Source organism: Sphingomonas sp. Marseille-Q8236 (genome assembly GCF_965112005.1).
In genome coordinates this window covers 827,669-847,390 of sequence record NZ_CBCOPO010000001.1, presented here as the reverse complement: position 1 = coordinate 847,390, position 19,722 = coordinate 827,669, and the positions used below count along the sequence as shown (strand labels likewise).

General features: G+C 66.8%; 19 protein-coding genes. 5 read left to right on the top strand and 14 right to left on the bottom strand.

Translation table 11 applies throughout. The features are described from left to right. Nucleotides 1–17: 17 nt before the first annotated feature. The 4 genes from feoB to ACWPWT_RS03940 all read right to left on the bottom strand — a co-directional run bounded on the left by feoB (nt 18) and on the right by ACWPWT_RS03940 (nt 3,944). The gene (gene feoB / locus ACWPWT_RS03955; protein ID WP_454278661.1) at nt 18–1,877 is read right to left on the bottom strand and encodes a ferrous iron transporter B; all 1,860 of its coding nucleotides are present in this window, start codon (nt 1,875–1,877) and stop codon (nt 18–20) included. Nucleotides 1,878–1,900: 23 nt separating this feature from the next. After that, nucleotides 1,901–2,152, bottom strand: coding sequence for a FeoA family protein (locus ACWPWT_RS03950; RefSeq protein ID WP_454278660.1), 252 nt, complete (start codon nt 2,150–2,152; stop codon nt 1,901–1,903). Nucleotides 2,153–2,292: 140 nt separating this feature from the next. Further along, a complete protein-coding gene (locus ACWPWT_RS03945; RefSeq protein ID WP_454278659.1) occupies nt 2,293–2,967 on the bottom strand; it encodes a COQ9 family protein in 675 nt (224 codons plus the stop codon). Next, the gene (locus ACWPWT_RS03940; RefSeq protein WP_454278658.1) at nt 2,964–3,944 is read right to left on the bottom strand and encodes a DMT family transporter; all 981 of its coding nucleotides are present in this window, start codon (nt 3,942–3,944) and stop codon (nt 2,964–2,966) included. The genes ACWPWT_RS03945 and ACWPWT_RS03940 overlap by 4 nt, the downstream gene beginning before the upstream one ends. A gap of 65 nt (nt 3,945–4,009) precedes the next feature. Here ACWPWT_RS03940 and ACWPWT_RS03935 point away from each other — a divergent pair, with 65 nt between their 5' ends. Further along, on the top strand, nt 4,010–5,104 hold the full coding sequence (locus ACWPWT_RS03935) for an alkene reductase (RefSeq protein ID WP_454278657.1): 1,095 nt from the start codon (nt 4,010–4,012) through the stop codon (nt 5,102–5,104). 146 nt (nt 5,105–5,250) lie between these two features. Here ACWPWT_RS03935 and ACWPWT_RS03930 read toward each other — a convergent pair whose 3' ends face one another. The 9 genes from ACWPWT_RS03930 to ACWPWT_RS03890 all read right to left on the bottom strand — a co-directional run bounded on the left by ACWPWT_RS03930 (nt 5,251) and on the right by ACWPWT_RS03890 (nt 12,605). Beyond that, the gene (locus ACWPWT_RS03930) at nt 5,251–5,676 is read right to left on the bottom strand and encodes a hypothetical protein (protein WP_454278656.1); all 426 of its coding nucleotides are present in this window, start codon (nt 5,674–5,676) and stop codon (nt 5,251–5,253) included. Beyond that, a complete protein-coding gene (locus ACWPWT_RS03925; RefSeq protein ID WP_454278655.1) occupies nt 5,673–6,221 on the bottom strand; it encodes a GNAT family N-acetyltransferase in 549 nt (182 codons plus the stop codon). The genes ACWPWT_RS03930 and ACWPWT_RS03925 overlap by 4 nt, the downstream gene beginning before the upstream one ends. After that, entirely contained in the window at nt 6,218–6,637 is a 420-nt protein-coding gene (ribH, locus tag ACWPWT_RS03920; protein ID WP_076714215.1) for a 6,7-dimethyl-8-ribityllumazine synthase, read from the bottom strand. The genes ACWPWT_RS03925 and ribH overlap by 4 nt, the downstream gene beginning before the upstream one ends. Continuing rightward, nucleotides 6,637–7,788, bottom strand: a complete 1,152-nt coding sequence (gene ribB / locus ACWPWT_RS03915; RefSeq protein WP_454278654.1) for a 3,4-dihydroxy-2-butanone-4-phosphate synthase — start codon at nt 7,786–7,788, stop codon at nt 6,637–6,639. The genes ribH and ribB overlap by 1 nt, the downstream gene beginning before the upstream one ends. Then, on the bottom strand, nt 7,778–8,380 hold the full coding sequence (locus tag ACWPWT_RS03910) for a riboflavin synthase (RefSeq protein WP_454278653.1): 603 nt from the start codon (nt 8,378–8,380) through the stop codon (nt 7,778–7,780). Before ACWPWT_RS03910 ends, ribB begins: the two co-directional genes overlap by 11 nt. 1 nt (nt 8,381) lies before the next feature. Next, a complete protein-coding gene (gene ribD, locus ACWPWT_RS03905) occupies nt 8,382–9,323 on the bottom strand; it encodes a bifunctional diaminohydroxyphosphoribosylaminopyrimidine deaminase/5-amino-6-(5-phosphoribosylamino)uracil reductase RibD (protein ID WP_454279879.1) in 942 nt (313 codons plus the stop codon). A gap of 14 nt (nt 9,324–9,337) precedes the next feature. Beyond that, nucleotides 9,338–9,685 (bottom strand): hypothetical protein, encoded by a 348-nt coding sequence (locus ACWPWT_RS03900; protein WP_454278652.1) that lies wholly within the window; start codon nt 9,683–9,685, stop codon nt 9,338–9,340. Nucleotides 9,686–9,903: 218 nt separating this feature from the next. Continuing rightward, entirely contained in the window at nt 9,904–10,794 is an 891-nt protein-coding gene (gene phaP, locus ACWPWT_RS03895; RefSeq protein WP_454278651.1) for a TIGR01841 family phasin, read from the bottom strand. An 83-nt stretch (nt 10,795–10,877) separates the two neighbouring features. Continuing rightward, the gene (locus tag ACWPWT_RS03890) at nt 10,878–12,605 is read right to left on the bottom strand and encodes a PHA/PHB synthase family protein (RefSeq protein WP_454278650.1); all 1,728 of its coding nucleotides are present in this window, start codon (nt 12,603–12,605) and stop codon (nt 10,878–10,880) included. A gap of 120 nt (nt 12,606–12,725) precedes the next feature. Here ACWPWT_RS03890 and ACWPWT_RS03885 point away from each other — a divergent pair, with 120 nt between their 5' ends. Then, nucleotides 12,726–13,937, top strand: a complete 1,212-nt coding sequence (locus tag ACWPWT_RS03885) for an LL-diaminopimelate aminotransferase (protein ID WP_261268323.1) — start codon at nt 12,726–12,728, stop codon at nt 13,935–13,937. Here the strand turns inward: ACWPWT_RS03885 and ACWPWT_RS03880 are convergent. After that, nucleotides 13,906–15,123, bottom strand: coding sequence for a GGDEF domain-containing protein (locus ACWPWT_RS03880; RefSeq protein WP_454278649.1), 1,218 nt, complete (start codon nt 15,121–15,123; stop codon nt 13,906–13,908). The two genes, ACWPWT_RS03885 and ACWPWT_RS03880, sit on opposite strands and share 32 nt — an antisense overlap. A 271-nt stretch (nt 15,124–15,394) precedes the next feature. Here ACWPWT_RS03880 and pheS point away from each other — a divergent pair, with 271 nt between their 5' ends. Genes pheS through ACWPWT_RS03865 form a run of 3 tightly spaced genes read left to right on the top strand, consistent with a single transcriptional unit; the run spans nt 15,395 to nt 19,705 of the window. Then, nucleotides 15,395–16,471 (top strand): phenylalanine--tRNA ligase subunit alpha, encoded by a 1,077-nt coding sequence (gene pheS / locus ACWPWT_RS03875; protein ID WP_454279878.1) that lies wholly within the window; start codon nt 15,395–15,397, stop codon nt 16,469–16,471. After that, on the top strand, nt 16,468–18,831 hold the full coding sequence (gene pheT, locus ACWPWT_RS03870; RefSeq protein WP_454278648.1) for a phenylalanine--tRNA ligase subunit beta: 2,364 nt from the start codon (nt 16,468–16,470) through the stop codon (nt 18,829–18,831). Before pheS ends, pheT begins: the two co-directional genes overlap by 4 nt. Beyond that, nucleotides 18,824–19,705 carry an aldose 1-epimerase family protein gene (locus ACWPWT_RS03865; RefSeq protein ID WP_454278647.1) on the top strand — a complete coding sequence of 294 codons (882 nt, stop codon included), beginning with the start codon at nt 18,824–18,826 and terminating at the stop codon, nt 19,703–19,705. The genes pheT and ACWPWT_RS03865 overlap by 8 nt, the downstream gene beginning before the upstream one ends. Nucleotides 19,706–19,722: the final 17 nt, after the last annotated feature.

The window sequence follows — 19,722 nt, the reverse complement described above, 5'->3', positions numbered from 1 at the left end:
TCAGTCCCGTGCTTGGTTCAGAGGCCGGCGAAAACAGCCAGCCAATATGTGATGCCCGCCATGACATAAGCGGTTACGAAAAGGTACCCCACCATGAAGGCGGGCCAGCGCCATCCGTTGGTTTCCCTTCGCGTCACCGCGATGGTCGAGATGCACTGGGGCGCGAAGACGAACCACATCAGGAAGGCAAGCGCGGTGGGCAGCGACCAGTTGCGCTTGAGCTTGTCGGTCATCGCCTTCTGCCCGCCCTCATGCTCGGTATCGTCGATGGCATAGACGGTACCGATCGCGGCCACCGCCACTTCGCGCGCGGCCATGGCGGGGACGAGCGCCAGGGAGATATCGCGGTTGAAGCCGATCGGGCGCACCACGACCTCGATCCCGCTCGCGATGCGGCCCGCGACCGAATAATCGACCGGCGAGATGCCCGAGCCTTCCGGCGGCTTGGGGAAGGACAGCAGCGCCCACAGGATCACGGTGGTCAGCGCGATGGTGGTGCCCGCGCGCTTCAGGAAGATCAGCGCACGGCTCCACAGGCCGAGCAACACGTCGCGGATATGCGGCCACTGGTACTTCGGCATCTCCATCATGAAGCCCGACGAGGCGCCCTTGGTGACGGTGCGCCGGAGCAGCAGCGCGGCGACGAACGCACCGACAATGCCCATCAGATACAGGCCGAGCAGCACCAGCCCCTGTAGCCCGACAAAGGGCAGCACCTGCCGGTCGGGAATGAATGCGCCGATGATGATGGTGTAGACGGGCAGGCGCGCCGAACAGGTCATCAGCGGCGCGATCAGGATGGTGGTCAGCCGGTCCTTCTCGTCATCGATCGTCCGCGTCGCCATGATGCCCGGCACCGCACAGGCGAAGGACGACAGCAGCGGAATGAAGGCGCGGCCCGACAGCCCGACCTGCGCCATCAGGCGGTCCATCAGGAAGGCGGCGCGGACCATATATCCGCTCGCCTCCAGCACCAGGATGAACAGGAACAGGATCAGGATCTGCGGCAGGAAGACGATGACCGCGCCGACACCGGCGATCAGGCCATCGGTGATGAGGCTGCGAAACCAGCCCTCGGGTAGGGCGGCTCCGACCTGGGCCTCCAGCCAGACAAAGCCCTGCTCGATCCAGCCGACCGGCGCTTCGGACCAAGCGAAGACCGCCTGGAACATGACGAAGAGCAGCGCGACCAGCAGGATCGGCCCCGCAATGGGGTGCAGCGCGACCGAGTCGAGCATGTGCGTCCAGCGGCGGACGGGCGTCTCCGCCACGGTCGCCGCCGCCGCGATCTGGCGGGCGCGGCGTTGCAGCGTGACGATGTCGTCGATCTGGTCGGCAGGGGCGATCGGACGGGCACGCTCCTCGGACACCAGCCGGTCGACCTCGGCCTTCAGCACATCGAGGCCACGGCGGCGCACCGCGACGGTCGGGATCACCGTCACGCCCAGTTCGCGCGCTAGAATATCGGGATCGAGCGTCAATCCGTCGCGCTCGGCCAGATCGACCATGTTCAGCGCGACCACCACCGGCAGGCCCAGCGCGATCAGTTGCAGCGCGAAGCGCAGATGATTGTCGAGATTGGCGGCATCGACCACCACGACCAGCGCATCCGGGCGCCGCTCGCCCGCTTGCGACCCCATCACGACATTGCGGGTGACCTGCTCGTCCAGGCTGCCCGGATCGAGACTATAGGCACCGGGCAGGTCGACCAGTTCGACCGGTCGGCCATCCTCCAGCACGAGGCGGCCCGAATGACGCTCGACGGTGACGCCGGGGTAATTTCCGACTTTCTGCCGCGCGCCGGTCAGCGCGTTGAACAGGGCGCTTTTGCCGGCATTGGGATTGCCGACGAGCGCAACCAGCGGTGCGGCGTTCATCAGATCAGGCGAACCTCAAAAATTCAGGCGCCGGTCGCGACGCGGATCGATGCCGCAACCCGGCGACGCAGCGCCACGGTCATCCGGCCGATCCGGCAGGCGATCGGCCCACCGCCCAGCGTTGCGCGGTGCAGCACTTCCACACCCACGCCTTCATCGAAACCCAGTTCGCGCAGCCGGCGCGCCTCGGGCAGCGCCAGTTGAGCCCAGTCGATCGCGGCCACGGTCGCCGGTTGCCGCCGGGGAAGGGTTTCGAGACTGCTGAGCATCGCCATGGGGACTACATAACCCCGGTGCGATTGATTATCAATTACCCGTTGATGAAATGGATGTCGGGGTTTGCGGGCCTGGCCTTCGACTTCGCTCAGCCTGAGCGAAGTCGAAGGCCAGGGGAATCCCTCAACCCCGAACCGCCTCACACCGCCGGATAGCGCAACCGCCCGATAAACCGCGACAGGCTGGGCATATTCTCGCCCCGCTTGACCATGCCGGCCTTCCATTTCTCGAACCGCATGATCCCCTCGATCCAGCGAGCCAGGAACGCGCGGGTGTCGGCATGCCCTTCGCTCTCGTCGTTCAGGAAGGCAGCGATGGTCGCGGCATAGACGGCGAATAGCGTCGCGCGCTTGGTATAGTGATTATAATCGGTCGCCGTATCGCCCGCCTGCGCCCAGATCGTGTCGACCGTCCGCCAGCCGAGTCGCGCCCCGCTCGCGGCATTTTGCGGCATGGCGAGAATGGTCAGCGCGCGGCGCAGCGCCTCGCGATTGGGGGCGAGCGCCGCCAACCGCGCCTCGACCAGTGCGGTGATGCGCTGGCGGATCTTCATCGCGGCGGCCTGTTCGCGCGGCACCGCCGCGACCATCGCGGCATCGATCGCGGCAAACCAGGCGTCGATCATCGCAACCGGCCCGTCCTTGAAGGCGAGCCGGGCGATGTCGCGGTCGATACCGGCCGCATCCGCCGCCATGTCGCGCGCTTCGTCACCCCAGCCGTCGAACGCGGCGTTGGACGCGATGCCGTCGGCCAGCGCAACGCGCACCTCGTCGAGGGTCAGGTTCTGAACATCGGTCATGGCAATCTCGGTCATAGGCTTCTCTCGTCGTCCCTATCGTCCGGCTTGGCAACCGCCTTGGATGATCCGCGCCGCACCAGCACCAGCGCGACCGCCACCATCGCTACCCCCGCCAGATCGGGCAGGGCCAGCGTCTCGCCATAGACGATCCAGCCGATCGCCGTCGCCACCATCGGCTGCACCAGCAGCGCGAGACCGACGACCAGCGGGCTGAGCAGCCCCAGCGCATAGATCATCAACCCCTGGCCGATGATCTGGCTCCCCAGCGCCAGCAGGATCAGCGGGCTCCAATGATCGGGCCACACCCGCTCGCCCAGTACCACCGCGAAGACGAACAGCGGCACGATGCTCGCCAGTGTCGACCAGGCGAGCGCCGGCACCGGCGGCATGGCGACGCGGACCCGCGACATCAGGATGAAGTAAAAGGCATACAGCACCCCCGCGAGCACGCATAGCAGATCGCCGACCAGATGGCGCGGGTCGACCTGATAGCTACGCCCCATCAACAGCCCGGCCCCCACCGCCGCCAGGATCAGCGCGATCCCCTGCATCCGCGAGGGCCAGGCGCGTGCGACCAGAAAGCCATAGAGCGGGAAGATGAAGGTCGCCGAATTGCCGAACAGCGTGGCGTTGGCCATCGTCGTCTGGCGGATGCCGATATGCCAGGCGCCCAGATCGCCCGCAAAGGCGATCCCGCCGATCAGCAGCAGCGCCCAGAGCCCGGCCTGCCCCCGGCCCGGCATACGCGGCCGCGCAGAGCCGAGCAGCGTGACCAGCACCAGCACGGGCGCGGCCAGCGTGATCCGCCAGAAGGCCGAGGCGACCGGCCCGGTATCGGCCATCCGCACCAGCAGCGGCCCGAAGGCGAGCGCGACATTGGCGAGGATGACCGCCGCGAAGGCCAGAGGCGGCGTGGTGGTGGGCCCGCTCCGGTCCGAAAGACGAACGCTTTCAGACAATTCACTTTTTCTTGGGGGGGCGGATACGGGCATGGGCTCCCTTAACGCCCTATCTGCGTTGCGTCAGGCCGGAAAGGCCACAGAAGGATTTGATTTTGATGCCAACGCTGTTCGATCCCATCGATCTGGGTGCCATTCACGCGCCAAACCGCATCCTGATGGCCCCGCTGACCCGCGCGCGGGCGACGCGCGAGGCGGTGCCGACGCCGATCATGGCGCAATATTATGCCCAGCGGGCGAGCGCGGGCCTCATCATCTCCGAGGCGACCGGTATCAGCCGCGAAGGCCTGGGCTGGCCCTATGCGCCGGGCCTGTGGACCGACGAACAGGTCGAGGCGTGGAAGCCCGTTACCGCCGCCGTGCACAAGGCGGGCGGCCGGATCGTCGCGCAGCTCTGGCATATGGGCCGTCAGGTGCACAGTTCGGTGACGGGGATGCAGCCGGTCTCGTCCTCGGAGACCCGGACCGAAGGTCAGGCGCATACCTATGAGGGCAAGCAGGAATTCGAGACCGCCCGGCCGCTCGAACTGTCCGAAATTCCGCGTCTGCTCGACGATTATGCGCTCGCCACCCGCAATGCGCTGGCCGCCGGGTTCGACGGGGTGCAGATCCATGCCGCCAATGGCTATCTGATCGACGAATTCCTGCGCGACAACGCCAATCATCGCGAGGATGAATATGGCGGCTCGCCGGAGAATCGCATCCGCCTGCTCCGCGAGATCACCGAGCGGGTGATCGCGGTCGCGGGCAAGGAGCGGGTCGGGGTGCGCCTGTCCCCCAATGGCGACAGCCAGGGCGTGGACGACAGCGATCCGGCCTCGGTCTTCGTGCCCGCCGCGAAGATGCTGTCGGACCTCGGCATCGCCTTTCTCGAACTACGCGAGATCGGGCCGGACGGCACCTATGGCAGCACCGACGTACCCAAGCTGTCGCCGCAGATCCGCAAGGTCTTTACCGGTCCGCTGATCCTCAACAGCGACTTCGACAGCCGGGAAAAGGCGCAAGGAGCGCTCGATTCGGGCGTGGCGGATGCCATCGCGTTCGGACGCACCTTCCTGGCCAATCCGGACCTGCCCGAACGCCTGCGCACCGATGCGCCGCTGACCCAGAGCGACATGAAGACTTGGTACAGCCAGGGGCCGGAGGGATATATCGACTATCCCACGCTCGACGAGCAGGCCCGCGCGGCGTGAGCGATGGGGGGCGGGGGGTGATTCTCCCGCCTCCACAGCATCCCTGCTGACCTATATTCCCTGTTCCGTTCAGCCTGAGCGAAGGCGAAGGCCAAGGGAGTCCGAAGCGTAGGCTGCGACTTCGCCCAGCGTGAACGGAGGTAGGGTTATTCGGTGGTATCCAGCCCGTCGAGAAAGGCGGTCACCTGATCGCGCACCGTCTCGCGGGTCTTGGAATTGAACAGCAGCAGCGGTGCTCCCCAGGCGATGGGAATGGCGAACGCCAGAACCACCCAGATGACCACCATCGCCACCAACCCGGCCCCGGCATAGCGCAGCTTCTGCATCGCGCCTGTATCCAGCGTCAGCGTGCGCGGCCCTTTGGCGTCGTAGAAGCTATCGGTCGCCCAGCTTCCCCCGCCGTCGAAGCGCAGCTTCTCCGGTAGCTGGAATCGCGGCTTGCTCGGCGAGGCGATCGGGCGCGGCGTCGGCGTCCGCTGCGCGGGCGGCGATTTGCCCGCCTGGGTGTCGATCACTTCCAGCCGCCGGCCCCGCTCGACGACGCGAAAGCGGGTGGGCGGCATGTCGGTCATGCGGAGGCTGTATCTCGCCGGGCGCGCCACTGGTCGGCGCTTTGGCCCCAAGCGTCCACCCGGAAACTCTCCAGCGGTGCGGGCAGGCGAGTCGGTCCCTCGTTCACCGCCCCCAGCCGCTGCGCCAGCCTGATCGAGCCGATATTCTCCGGGTCGATGGTGTGGATCACATGGTCCCAGCCCAGCACATCGATGGCATAGTCGATCGCCGCGACCGCCGCCTCATGGGCATAGCCGCGCCCGGCGAATTCCCGCGCCACGCCCCAGGCGACTTCGTGGCCCGGCCAGCCCTCGGGCTGCCATGGCCCGATCCGCCCGACCCAACGCCCGGTGTCGCGCTCGATCACCGAGAACATGGCGAAACCGCGCACGCTCCACGCGCCCACCATGGTGCACAGGCCTCGCCATGCCGCACCGCGCGCCTGCACGCCGCCCAGGAAGCGCATCGTGTCCGCCTCGGCATGGAACGCCGCCCAGGCCTCGAAATCCTCCGCCGAGGGCAGCCGTAAGGTCAGCCGTTCGGTCTGGAGGACAGGCGATGTCACCCGAACCGGCCTTTCAGCGCCAGCATGGCGAGCGCCGCCTTGGCCGCCTCGCCGCCCTTGTTCTTCTCGTCCGGCTTGGCACGGGTCAGCGCCTGCGCTTCGTTCTCGGTGGTGATGATGCCGTTGCCGATCGGCAGGCCATCCATGGTCAGCGCCATCAGCCCGCGCGCGCTCTCGTTCGAGACGATCTCGAAATGATAGGTCTCGCCGCGGATCACCACGCCGATCGCGACGAAGGCGTCGTAACGCCCCGTGTCCGCCGCCATCGCCACCGCGCCCGGAATCTCCAGCGCGCCGGGGACGGTGATCGTCTCATGGCTGTGGCCCGCCTCCTCGATCGCGGCGCGCGCGCCCGACAGGAGCAGGTCGTTCAGATGCTCGTAGAAGCGCGCCTCGACGATCAACACATGCGCCATCAGGCGTCTCCCTCAAAATTCTCGATGCGACGTTCGCCGACGATCGACAGGCCGTACCCGTCGAGCCCGATCAGCGTGTGATGGGTGTTGGTCAGCAGCACCATGTCCTGCACGCCCATTTCGGCCAGGATCATCGCGCCGACGCCGTAATCGCGCAGTTCCTCCATGTCGATCTGCACCTCCTCGCCCGCTTTCAGCCGGACGGCGGTGGTGAAGGCGTCGGTGCGCGGGCGGTTGATGACGACGATCACGCCCGAGCCCTCCTCGGCGATCATCCGCATCGACTTGGCGAGCAGATGGCCCCGCGGCCCGGCCTCGCCGAACATGTCCGCAAAGGGCGTCATGGCGTGCATCCGCACCAGCACCGCCTTGTCGGTGTCCAGCTTGCCCTTGACCAGAGCGACCTGCTCGGTGCCCGTCGCCTTGTTGCGATAGGCACGCGCGGTCCAGGTGCCGCCCCATTCGCTCTCGAACGTGGCTTCGGATTGCAACTCGACCAGATGGTCGTAGCGGCGACGATAGGCGATCAGGTCGCGGATCGTGCCGATCTTGAGATTGTGGAGCTGCGCGAAGGAGACGAGGTCGTCCATCCGCGCCATCGTCCCATCCTCGTTCATGATCTCGCAGATCACGCCCGAGGGGTTGAGCCCCGCCAGCCGCGCGACATCGACCGCCGCCTCGGTATGCCCGGCGCGCACCAGCACGCCGCCGTCGCGCGCGACCAGCGGGAAGACATGGCCCGGCGTCACCAGCGAGTCGGGGCCTTGGCTCGCGTCGATCGCCACCGCGATGGTCCGCGCGCGATCGGCAGCCGAAATGCCGGTCGTCACGCCATCGCGCGCCTCGATCGAGATGGTGAAGGCGGTTTCGTGCCGCGTCCCGTTCTTGGGGCTCATCAGCGGCAGGCCGAGCGTGTCGACCCGCTCGCGCGTCATGGCGAGGCAGATCAGGCCGCGCCCGTGCCGCGCCATGAAGTTGACCTTCTCGGGCGTCGCCATCTGCGCGGGGATGACCAGGTCGCCTTCGTTCTCGCGATCCTCGTCATCGACCAGGATGAACATGCGGCCATTGCGCGCCTCGTCGATGATCTCTTCGGGGCTGGACAGGAAGCCGCGCCGCAGGCCGGCCAGAGCGTCGGGATTAGCGGCCACGATAATGCTCCATGCGCTGCAGGTAACGGGCAAGCACATCGATCTCGATATTGACGCGCTGGCCTTCCACGATGCCGCCCAAGGTGGTGACCGCGGCGGTGTGGGGGATGATGTTCAGACCGATCACCGTGCCGTCGTTCGTATCCTCGACACTGTTGACGGTCAGCGAGACGCCGTCGATCGTGACCGAACCCTTGGTCGCCATGAAGGGGGCGAGGTCGGACGGAACGGCCACGAAGACGCGGTGCGATCCGCCTTCCTCGGCGACCGACACGACGGAGCCGACGCCGTCGACATGGCCGGTGACGATATGACCGCCCAACTCGTCGCCCAGCTTCATCGCGCGTTCGAGGTTCAGGCGCTGGCCGCTGATCCACTGGTCGGCGGTGCGCCCGATCGTCTCGGCCGAGACGTCGACCGCAAACCAGTCGGGGCCCTTCTCGACCACGGTCAGGCAGACGCCCGAACAGGCGATCGACGCGCCCAGGTCGATGGTCGCCGTATCATAGGCGGTGGCGATGACGACTCGCGTGTCGCCGCGCGCCTCGACGGCGGTGACGGAGCCGATGTCGGTGACGATCCCGGTAAACATATCAGTCGCGCTCGTAGACCTCCAACCGGTCGCTGCCAAGCATCCGCGAGTCGGCAAGGCGCCAGCGGCCATGCGCATCGGCCAGCCTGTGCAATCCGATATCGCCCAGCGCCGCGCGACCCTCCCCAATCAGGATCGGCGCGCGATAGAGGAGCAGCCGATCGACCAGATCGGCGGCGAGAAAGGCGGACGCGGTTTGCGCCCCGCCCTCGACCATGAGACGGTCGACGCCCGCCAGATCGGTGACGGCATGGGGGGAGGGGATGGTTTCCCAACCGGGCGCGGGGGTGCGGGAGAGCAGGATTCGGCGGGGGCTGCGGTCTTCCAGGCCCGGCAGGCGGACGTCTAGCCGGGGCGAATCGGCCTCCAGCGTGCCGCGCCCGACCAGGATTGCCTCATGGCGGCTGCGCTCCAGATGGGTATGAGCGCGCGCCTCGGGCCCGGTGATCCAGCGGCTCTCGCCATCGGGCCGCGCGATCCGGCCGTCGAGCGAGGTGGCGAGCTTCAGCGTGACGAAGGGGCGGCCTTTTTCCCGGCGAGTCAGGAAGCCCGCAATCATTGCGCGGGCTTCCGCCTCGCGAATGCCCGTCGTCACCGAAATCCCGGCGGCGCGGGCGCGGGCAAAACCCTGGCCGTTGGTCCGTGGATCGGGATCGCCCATCGCCGCGACGATTCGCGCAACTCCGGCGGCGATCAGCAGGTCGGTGCAGGCAGGGCCGCGGGGCGAGATATGGGCACAGGGCTCCAGCGTGACATAAGCGGTCGCCCCACGCGCCGCCTCGCCCGCCTCCGCCAGCGCCATCGCCTCGGCATGGGGGCGCCCGCTTGGCTGCGTCCATCCGCGCCCCAAGACGCGACCGTCACGAATCAGAATGCAACCGACATTGGGATTGGGCGCGGTCCGCCCGACGCCGCGACCCGTCAGGGCCAGCGCGGCGCCCATCCAGCGATGATCGGTCAGATGCCCCACTTGTTCAGCGCATCGTCCACGCGTTTGAATTCGGCCTGGCGCTGATCCTTGGCGGCCTTCTCCTCGGCCAGCCGCTGCTTTTTCTTCCCATAATCGATCTTCTGCTGCGCCCGGATCTCCGCATCGGTGCGGTCGGCGCGCCATTGTTCGACATAGATGATGTCCGGCTTGTACGGCACCGGCACATAATCGTCGCGGGCAAAGGCATAGATGAAGAAGCCGGTGATCCCGACCGCGATCATCAGGAAGACCAGCTCATAGGGCTGGCGCTGCGACAGGAAGAATCGCAGGTCGCGGATCGCGCGAACGGGGGAGAAGCGGCCGAAGAACGACATCGAGAGAAGATAGGCGCGGCGCGCGCGGGATGCCAGTGGGGATGGAAATACGGCTCGGCGTCATTTTCGGAAAAGCCCCTCTCCCGGCCCGGGGACGGAGGGGGGGAAAAGCCGTTCGCGGCCCGCCTGTCCAATGGGCGCAATCCACCACACGCACGAAAAAGGGCGGCCGCATCGGCGACCGCCCTCTTCACTTTGGTGATGGAACCCTTCGCGGATTAGGCGACGGTCTTCATCTTTTCGGCGGCGACCGCGAAGCGGTTGCTCAGCGGCTGAGCGATCTCGCCGGCCAGCTTCATCATCGTCTCGGTCGAGCGCGAGGTCTGCGCGACCATCGAGTCGAAGGCCGAACGGGCGAAGTCCGACTGGAGCTTCAGAAACTCGGTCGGCGACTTGACCGACGACAGGGTCTGGAGCGTCTGGGTCGCGGTTTCGAACGAACGCTTGGCATAGTCCGCTGCGCCCTGGCCGAGCGACTCGGCGCCCTTGGCGGCGATCTTCGACGATTCGACGACCGCTTCCAGATTGCCCTTGTTGAAGGCGACCATGTCCTCGAACAGCTTGGCGCTCTTCTCCATGGTGGCCTGGGTGCGGGCCTGGGCGTCGCCGAAAAAGGCCTGGGTCTTGGCGGCGGTGTCCTGGGCGGCGTTTTCGATGGTGCTCGTGGCGTCCATGATCATGTCCTTGGGCTTTGAGTCCGCCGAAACCGCGGCGGTCGGGGAAGAAATTTCGGGGGCCTCCGCCACCGGAGCCGGTGCCGGAGCGGGCTTGGGCGGCTCCACCGGCTTGGCTTCGGGCGCCACCGCCACCGGCTTGGGGGCAGGCTTGGGCGCGGCGACCTTCGGAGCCTTGGGCGTCGGGGCAGGCTGCGCGAGCTTTACGGCCAGCGGCGCGACGGGCTTGTCGGCGACCGGTGCGGCGGGCTTGGCCGACTGGCTTAGCGGCAGGCTCGGGCTCTCAGGCGCGGCAGTCTCGATGGCGACGGGCTTGGCGGTCGGCGTAGGATCGGAAGGAAGGCCCGGCAGCGTCTTGGCGGCGACCGGCTTGGCCGCGCGACGCGCTTTGGCCGCTGGCTTGGCAGCGGTGACGGTCGGCTTGTTCTTGTCCAACAGCACTCTCCCGATTTGTTGCGCTGCACAATAGCGATTCGCGGGCGAAAATCAAGTCCATTGTGCAGTGCAGCAAAAGCGGATCAGCGTTGCCTGACGTAAAGTCCGGGGGCGTCTTCGAGGGCGGGGAGAGAGCCTTGTCCTGGTATGCGCGCGCCTTCCGCCACGATGGTGGCGGCGTCGCGGGTGCGAAGCCACTCCGCCCAATCGGGCCACCAGCTACCCTTCGTCTCTTTCGCCCCGGCGACGAACTCGGCGAGCGTTTCGGCGGGCGTATCATTGGTCCAATATTGATATTTGCCCGCCGCCGGAGGATTTACCACGCCCGCAATATGCCCCGACCCCGCCAGCACGAAGCGCAAGGGGCCGGTAAAGGCCTCGGTGATCTTCCACACGCTTTCGGGTGGGGCGATATGATCCTCTCGCCCCGCCTGGATATAGGCCGGGGTCGCCACCTTGGTCAGATCGAGCGGCACCCCCGCCACTGCCATCGCGCCCGGCGTCATCAAAAGATTGTCGCGGTAAAGGTCGGTCAGGTAGCTGAGATGCCATTTGGCGGGCAGGTTGGTGACGTCGCCATTCCAGTGGAGCAGGTCGAACGGCATATAATCGCGCCCGAGCAGATAGTTGTTGGTGACGTAATTCCAGATCAGGTCGCGCCCGCGCAACAGGTTGAAGGTCGCCGCCAGATAGCGTCCGTCGAGGAAACCATCGGGCGACAGCGCGCCGATCAGCGCCAGTTGCTCGTCATCGACGAAGTGGAGCAGCTCGCCCGCCTTCGAGAAATCGACCTGCGCGGTGAAGAAGGTGGCGCTGGCGACCTTGGCCGCCTCGCCTTCGGCCGAAAGATAGGCGAGCGTCGCGGCGAGCGTGGTGCCCGCGACGCAGTAGCCGACGGTATGGACCGCTTCCACGCCGAGCAGGTCGCGCACCGTGTCGATCGCGTCGACCTGCGCGGTGACGTAATCGTCCCAGATCACGTCCTTCATGGTGGCGTCGGCGGATTTCCACGACACCATGAAGACGCTGAACCCCTGGTCGACCAGCCATTTGATCAGGCTTTTCTCGGGCGCGAGGTCGAGGATGTAGAAGCGGTTGATCCAGGGCGGAAAGATCAGGATCGGCACCGCCGCCACCTGTCCGGTGGTGGGCGTGTACTGGATCAGTTCGTAAAGCGGCGTGCGCTTCACCACCTTGCCCGGCGTGGCGGCCAGATTGCGGCCGACCTCGAATGCGCGCGAATCGCTATGGGTGAGCTGCCCGCGGCCCAGATCGGCGAGCATGTTCTGCAAGCCTTTCAGCAGATTCTCGCCGCGCGTCTCGACTATCTTGTCGAGCACTTCCGGGTTGGTCGCGGGAAAATTGGTCGGGCTCATGGCGTCGACAAAGGCGCGCGCGGCGAAGCGGATCTGCTCCTTCTGCTTGGGCTCCACCCCCTCCAGCGCGTCGACGCCGCGCAGCATATGGTCGGAGATCACCTGGTAGCTTTGCCGAATCCAATCGAAGAGCGGCGACTGCCACTGTTCCGCCTTGAATCGACGATCGGGCTTGGGGGCGACGCTGGGTTCGGCGGCCGGGTCGATGAAGCGTTGCCACAGCTTCATCGAGTCGGACCAGAAGTCGCGGACCCGTTCGACGGTGGCGGGGTCATTGAAGCCCGGCACCACCGGCACGCCCTCGGGCGGCGGGGTCAGCGCGGCCTCCATCATCATCTGCTGCGCCCGGCCCATCACCCAGGTCCAATGCTGCAATTCTTCCAGGGTCGGCAGGGCACCTGTGGAATTGGGGGCTGTCGCGTGAGCGGCCGTCATCGCATCCTCTCGTTCGTTTGGGCCCACTCTAGCGTCAGGATATTGCGCCGTCATGTCGGGTCGCGTTGTTCAACGAAAGGCGCTAAGTATCGGGTCCCAATTCGTTACACAGAGGGACCCATGTCCGAAGAGTTCTACCGCATCAAGCGCCTGCCACCCTATGTCATCGCCGAAGTCAATGCGATGCGGGCGGCGGCGCGCGCGGGGGGCGAGGACATCATCGATCTGGGCATGGGCAATCCCGACCTGCCGCCGCCAGACCATGTCCTCGACAAGCTGGTCGAGGTGGCCAAGAAGCCCGACGCGCACGGCTATTCCCAGTCCAAGGGGATTCCGGGCCTCCGCCGCGCGCAGGCGAACTATTATGGCCGCCGCTTCGGCGTCGATCTCGACCCCGAGACCGAGGTGGTCGTCACCATGGGGTCGAAGGAGGGGCTGGCGTCGCTGGCCACCGCGATCACCGCGCCGGGCGACGTGATCCTGGCGCCCAATCCCTCCTATCCGATCCACACCTTCGGCTTCATCATCGCGGGCGCGACGATCCGCGCGGTGCCGACCACGCCCGACGAAGCCTATTTCGAGAGCCTGGAGCGGGCGATGCACTTCACCGTGCCGCGCCCCTCGGTGCTGGTCGTGAACTACCCGTCCAACCCGACCGCCGAGACGGTGGACCTGGCCTTTTACGAACGGCTGGTGGCGTTCGCAAAGGAGCATGAGCTGTGGATCCTGAGCGACCTCGCCTATTCCGAGCTATATTATGACGGCAATCCGACCCCCTCGATCCTGCAGGTCAAGGGCGGCAAGGACGTCGCGGTCGAGTTCACCTCGCTGTCCAAGACCTATTCGATGGCGGGCTGGCGGATCGGCTTCGCGGTCGGCAACAAGAAGCTGATCGCGGCGATGACGCGGGTGAAGTCCTATCTGGATTACGGCGCCTTCACCCCGATCCAGGCGGCGGCCTGCGCCGCGCTCAACGGGCCGCAGGACATTGTCGAGCGGAACCGCCAGCTTTACCACAAGCGTCGCGATGTGCTGGTCGAAAGTTTCGGGCGTGCCGGGTGGGACATCCCTTCCCCCCGCGCCTCGATGTTCGCCTGGGCCCCGCTACCCCCCGCACTGGCGCATCTGGGCAGCCTGGAATTCTCCAAGCAGTTGCTGACCGAGGCCAAGGTCGCGGTGGCGCCCGGCGTCGGTTATGGCGAGAATGGCGAGGGCTTCGTCCGCATCGCCATGGTCGAGAACGAGCAGCGCCTCCGCCAGGCAGCGCGCAACATCAAGCGCTATCTGCAATCCATGGGCGTCAACACGCCGGGTTCGGCCAAGGCGCTGTAAGGATGCGGGCGGCGGCAGGGTGATTCCCCGCCGCCGCTTGGCCTGTCGCATAGGCGACCGGGCTGCCGGCGTGGCGAACGCGCTTGATCGCATACATGGCGGCATCCGCCTGCTCGATCAGGGAATCGAGATTGCCATTGACCCACCCCCGCGACAGGCCGATGCTGAGCGAAGGATAAAGGGGTCCGTCCGCCAGGGCCGCGACCGCGCGGTCGAAACGGTGGGACAGCCGGGTCGCGATCGACCGCACCGTCATTTCGTCATGATCCGGCAGGATGCACAGAAACTCGTCGCCGCCGATCCGCACCAGGGTGCCGCCCGTTCCCATTTCCCGCTGCGCGAGATCGGCCAGCATCCGCAGCGCCGCATCGCCCGCCGCATGTCCCTGTCCATCGTTCAGCGCCTTGAACCGGTCGATGTCGATCAGCAGCAGCGTGACCATGCCGCGAAGCTTCGACTCGATCTCTCCCATGCCGAACCGGTTGAGCGCCCCGGTCAGATGATCCCGCGAAGCCTGCTCGCTCAATCCGCGTTGCACCCGTTCCGCATTGATCAGCAACAGCGCGAAATGGCTAAGCGAGACGAGGATGATTGCGATGCCGATGCTCCAATCGGCGGTCCATTGCGCGGTGTCGGCCCAGCTCGGGTCGTTCCACGCGGCCAGCAACAGCGTGGTGCGCACCACGAACAGCGGTACCGATGCCGCGAACAACAGCCCCATGACCCAGGCAGTCCGCAGCTTTTCCGCTTGCGCGATGGAGATCAGCATCCAGGCGGTGGTCGCGTTCAACACCGTCCGCGTGCCGCCGAGCACGACGATCGGCAGCCGGTAATCATGATCGCTGTACAGCAACAGCAGCACGCTGAAGCTCATCATCCCCGCCAGGAAAAAGATCATCGCGGGTGGCAGGCGACGTCGCGAGAAGATCGACAGGCCGGTGACGCACAAACACAGGCCGGTGAGAAGGAACAGGTCGCTGATCCGCTCGAGAAGGGAAAGCCGGCTGCCGTCAAAACACAGGCCCAGGGCATTGCTCGCGCCGACCAGGATCTTGCCGGTGCCCCACCAATAGGGCCAGCGTCCGGGCTCACGAGTGACCATGCCGGGGAAAAAATGGATCAGCCCGGATAATATGCTGCCGAGCGCCGCCACGACTTGCAGGCTGGCTATATCAAGTGTGAGCAATCCGGCCCCCGATTCGTGTCGGCGGCCCCCCGGCGAACACATGCTGGTCTTAATGCAGGATAAGTTACCAGGTCATTTCGTGAAGATGGTAAATTTAACGCGGGCCTCGTGGGTTTTGCGCGACCCGGGAGGCCGGTGACCGCGTGAAGGATTGATCCGGGCCACCCCTAGCCGCTACGGCGGGGGCAATCCCGCAAACCGGTCCGGCTCGCCCTCTTCGGGGCGGACCATGCGGCCGACGGAGTGAAGAGTGAGCAACGAACTCGAAAACATGCGCGAGCATCTGCTCGTCGCGATCGCCGCCGCCCCCGCGCTCGACGCGCTGGAGGTGGTTCGCGTCGATGCGCTGGGCAAGCAGGGGCGGATCACCCAGCTGCTCAAGACGCTGGGCAAGATGAGCCCCGAGGAGCGACAGGTCGAAGGCCCCAAGATTCATTCGCTGCGCGAGGCGGTGACCGAGGCGCTGGCGACCCGCAAGGCCGCGCTGGAGCAGGCGGCGCTCGACGCGCGGCTGTCGTCCGAGCGGCTGGACATGACCTTGCCGGTCGAGGGAAGCGGCTTCGGTACCGTCCACCCGGTCAGCCAGGTGATGGACGAACTGGCCGAGATCTTCGCCGATCTGGGCTTCGCCGTCGCGACGGGGCCGGAGGTCGAGACCGACTGGCACAATTTCACCGCGCTCAACATTCCGGAGACGCATCCGGCGCGCGCGATGCACGACACCTTCTATCTGGCGGGTGTCGAGGCGGGCGGCGACGAGCGGACGGTGCGCCGCGTGCTGCGAACCCATACCTCGCCGGTGCAGATCCGCACCATGCTGGACCAGAAGCCGCCGATCCGCATCATCGCGCCCGGCCGCACCTATCGCTCCGACTCGGATGCGACCCACACGCCGATGTTCCACCAGGTCGAGGGTCTGGTGATCGACAAGGGCATTACGCTCGGCCATTTGAAATGGACGCTGGAGACCTTCCTCAAGGCGTTCTTCGAGCGCGACGACATCGTGCTGCGCCTGCGCCCCAGCTATTTCCCCTTCACCGAACCCTCGGCCGAGGTTGATGTCGGCTACACCATCGAGAAGGGCAAGCGCGTCATCGGCGGTTCGGGTGGCGGTTGGATGGAGGTTCTCGGCTCCGGCATGGTCCACCCCAAGGTCATCGAGGCATGCGGGCTCGACCCCAATGAGTGGCAGGGCTTCGCCTTTGGTTGCGGCATCGACCGCCTCGCCATGCTGAAATACGGCATGGACGATCTGCGCGCCTTTTTCGACGGCGATATCCGCTGGTTGAAGCATTACGGGTTCGCGAGCCTCGACGTACCCACGCTGTCGGGAGGAGTCGGCGCATGAAGTTCACCCTGGGCTGGCTGAAGAGCCATCTGGACACCGACGCCTCGCTCGACGCGATCGTCGAGGGGCTGACCCGTATCGGCCTGGAGGTCGAGGGCGTCCACAATCCGGGCGAGGCGCTGTCCTCGTTCCGCGTCGCGCGCATCCTGTCGGCCGAGCGGCATCCGCAGGCGGACAAGTTGCAGGTCCTGTCGGTCGATGCGGGTGACGGCCCGATGCAGGTCGTATGCGGCGCGCCCAATGCCCGCGCAGGCCTGGTGGGCGTGTTCGGCGCGCCGGGGGCCTATGTCCCCGGTCTCGACGTGACCCTCAAGGTCGCGGCGATCCGCGGCGTCGAGTCGAACGGCATGATGTGCTCGGCGCGTGAGTTGCAGATCGGCGAGGGCCATGACGGCATCATCGAGCTGCCCGAGGATGCGGTGGTGGGCACGTCCTTCCCCGATTATGCGGGGCTCAACGATCCGGTCATCGACGTATCGATCACGCCCAACCGGCAGGACTGCATGGGCGTGCACGGCATCGCGCGCGACCTCGCGGCTGCTGGCTTGGGCACGCTGATCGCGCCGACCGTGCCGGACGTGAAGGGCGAGGGGGTTGGTCCCGACGTCCGCATCGAGGATGCGGAGGGCTGCCCGGCCTTCTACGCGCAGGGCGTATCGGGCCTGACCAATGGCGAGGCGCCCGAATGGATGCGCCAGCGGCTGACCGCGATTGGGCAGAAGCCGATCTCTGCCTTGGTCGACATCACCAATTACATGACGGTCGATCTCGGTCGCCCGCTGCACGTCTATGACAAGGCCAAGCTGTCGGGCGCTCTGGTCGCGCGCAAGGCGCGTGAAGGCGAGACCGTCGAGGCGCTCAACGGCAAGACCTATACGCTGTCGGAAGGCATGACCGTCATCGCCGACGACGTGGCCGTGCACGACATCGGCGGCATCATGGGTGGCGAGCATTCGGGCGTGTCGGAGACGACCACCGACGTCATCATCGAATGCGCGTACTTCACCCCCGAGGCGATTGCCCGCACCGGCCAGAAGCTCGGCCTGACCTCCGACGCGCGGACGCGGTTCGAGCGGGGCGTGGACCCCGCCTTCCTGGACGACGGCCTCGCCATCGCGACCTTCCTCGTCCAGCATATCTGCGGCGGCAAGGCGAGCAACGTCACGCGGGCCGGTGAGCCGCCGGTCGTGGCGAAGACCATCGCCTATGATCCGAACCTCGCCGAGACGCTGGGCGGCCTCGCCATCGCGCCCGATCGGCAAAAGGCGATCCTCGAATCGCTGGGCTTCACCGTCACCGCCGACTGGCAGGTCACGGCGCCGAGCTGGCGTCGCGACGTGGACGGCCCCGCCGATCTGGTCGAGGAAGTCATCCGCATCGAGGGGATCGACCATGTTCCCCCGGTCGCGCTCCCCCGCGCCCCCGGCGTCGCGCGTCCCACCGCCACGCCGCAGCAGAAGCTGGAGCGTCGCGCCCGCCGCGCCGCCGCCGCGCGTGGGCTCGATGAAGCGGTGACGTGGAGCTTCATCAGCGAGGCGCAGGCTGCGCCCTTCGGCGGTGGCGCCTTCACGCTCGCCAACCCGATCAGCGAGGATCTGAAGGTCATGCGGCCCTCGCTCCTTCCCGGCCTGCTCGCCGCGACCGAGCGCAACATCAAGCGCGGCGCGACCAGCGTGCGGCTGTTCGAGATCGGCCGCCGCTATCTGGAGGAGGCCGAGCGGCCGACTTTGAGCGTGGTGTTGGCGGGCGACAAGACGCCCCGCAACTGGCGCTCGGGCAAGGCGCAGGGCTTCGACGCCTATGACGCCAAGGCCGAGGCGATCGCGCTGCTGGCGCAGGCCGGTGCGCCTGTGGATAACTTGCAGGTGATGGGCGAGGCGGGCGAGGCCTGGCATCCCGGCCAGTCGGGCACGCTGCGGTTGGGGCCGAAGACGGTGCTGGCGGCGTTCGGCATGGTCCACCCCTCGGTGCTCAAGGCGTTCGACCTTGACGGCGCGGTGGCGGCGGTGGAGCTCTATCTCGACGCGATCCCGCCCAAGCGGGCCACTGGCTTCATGCGCCCGGCCTACACCCCCCCGGCGTTGCAGTCCGTGAAGCGCGACTTCGCCTTCCTGGTGCCCACCGATCTGGCGGCCGACCAACTGATCCGCGCGGTGCGCGGCGCGGACAAGGCCGCGATCACCGCCGCGCGCGTGTTCGACGTATTCGCCGGACAAGGCGTGCCCGAGGGGCACAAGTCGGTCGCGGTCGAGGTGCTTCTGCAACCTTCGCAGAAGAGCTTCACCGACGAGGAACTCAAGGCCATCGCCGACAAGATCGTCGCGGCGGCCGCCAAGCAGGGAGCGCAACTCCGTGGCTAATGAGGAAAACTGGGTCCGCATCGGCAACGACCATCTGTCGGCGGCGATCAATCCGTTCGGCGCAGAACTGTCGTCATTGCAGGACGCCGAGGGTCGCGAGCTGATGACCAATGCGGACCCGGCTTTCTGGACCGGCCGCGCGCCCTTGCTGTTCCCAGTGATCGGCGTGACCCGCGACGGCATCCGCCTGAACGGCCAGCACTACCCGATGGCCAAGCACGGCTTTGCCCGCCACTCCATGTTCGAACTGGTGACGCACGAGGCCACCCGCGCGGTCTTCTCGCTGGGCGACAGCGAGGAAACGCGCACCTCCTATCCCTTCGCCTTCCGGCTGGAGGCGGAGTTCCGGCTGGAGGAGGCGACGCTGGTGATGGAAATCCGCGTCCTCAACCGGGGCGAAGAGCCGATGCCCGCCAGCTTCGGCTTCCACCCCGCCTTCGCCTGGCCGCTGCCCTATGGTGAGGCCCGCGCGGACCACCGCATCCTCTTCGAGAAGGACGAGCCCGCCCGCCTGCGCAAGATCGCGCCCGATGGCCTGATCGCCGAGGATCGCCGCGATAGCCCGCTCGACGGCCGCGTGCTGCACCTGGCCGACGATCTGTTCACCGACGACGCGCTGGTCTGGGACCCGGTCGAGAGCCAGTCGCTGACCTATGGCGTCAAGGGCGCGCCGCAACTCCGCATCGCCTTCCCCGACACGCCCAAGCTCGGCATCTGGACCAAGCCGGGGGCCGCCTATGTCTGTGTCGAGCCTTGGCACGGCATTGCCGACCCGGAAGGGTTCGACGGCGACTTCGCCGACAAGCCCGGCGTCTTCGTCGTGCCGGTCGGGGGTGAGAAGGTCATGCAGATGACGGTGACGCTGGCGGGGTGACACCTCTGTAGCCCCTC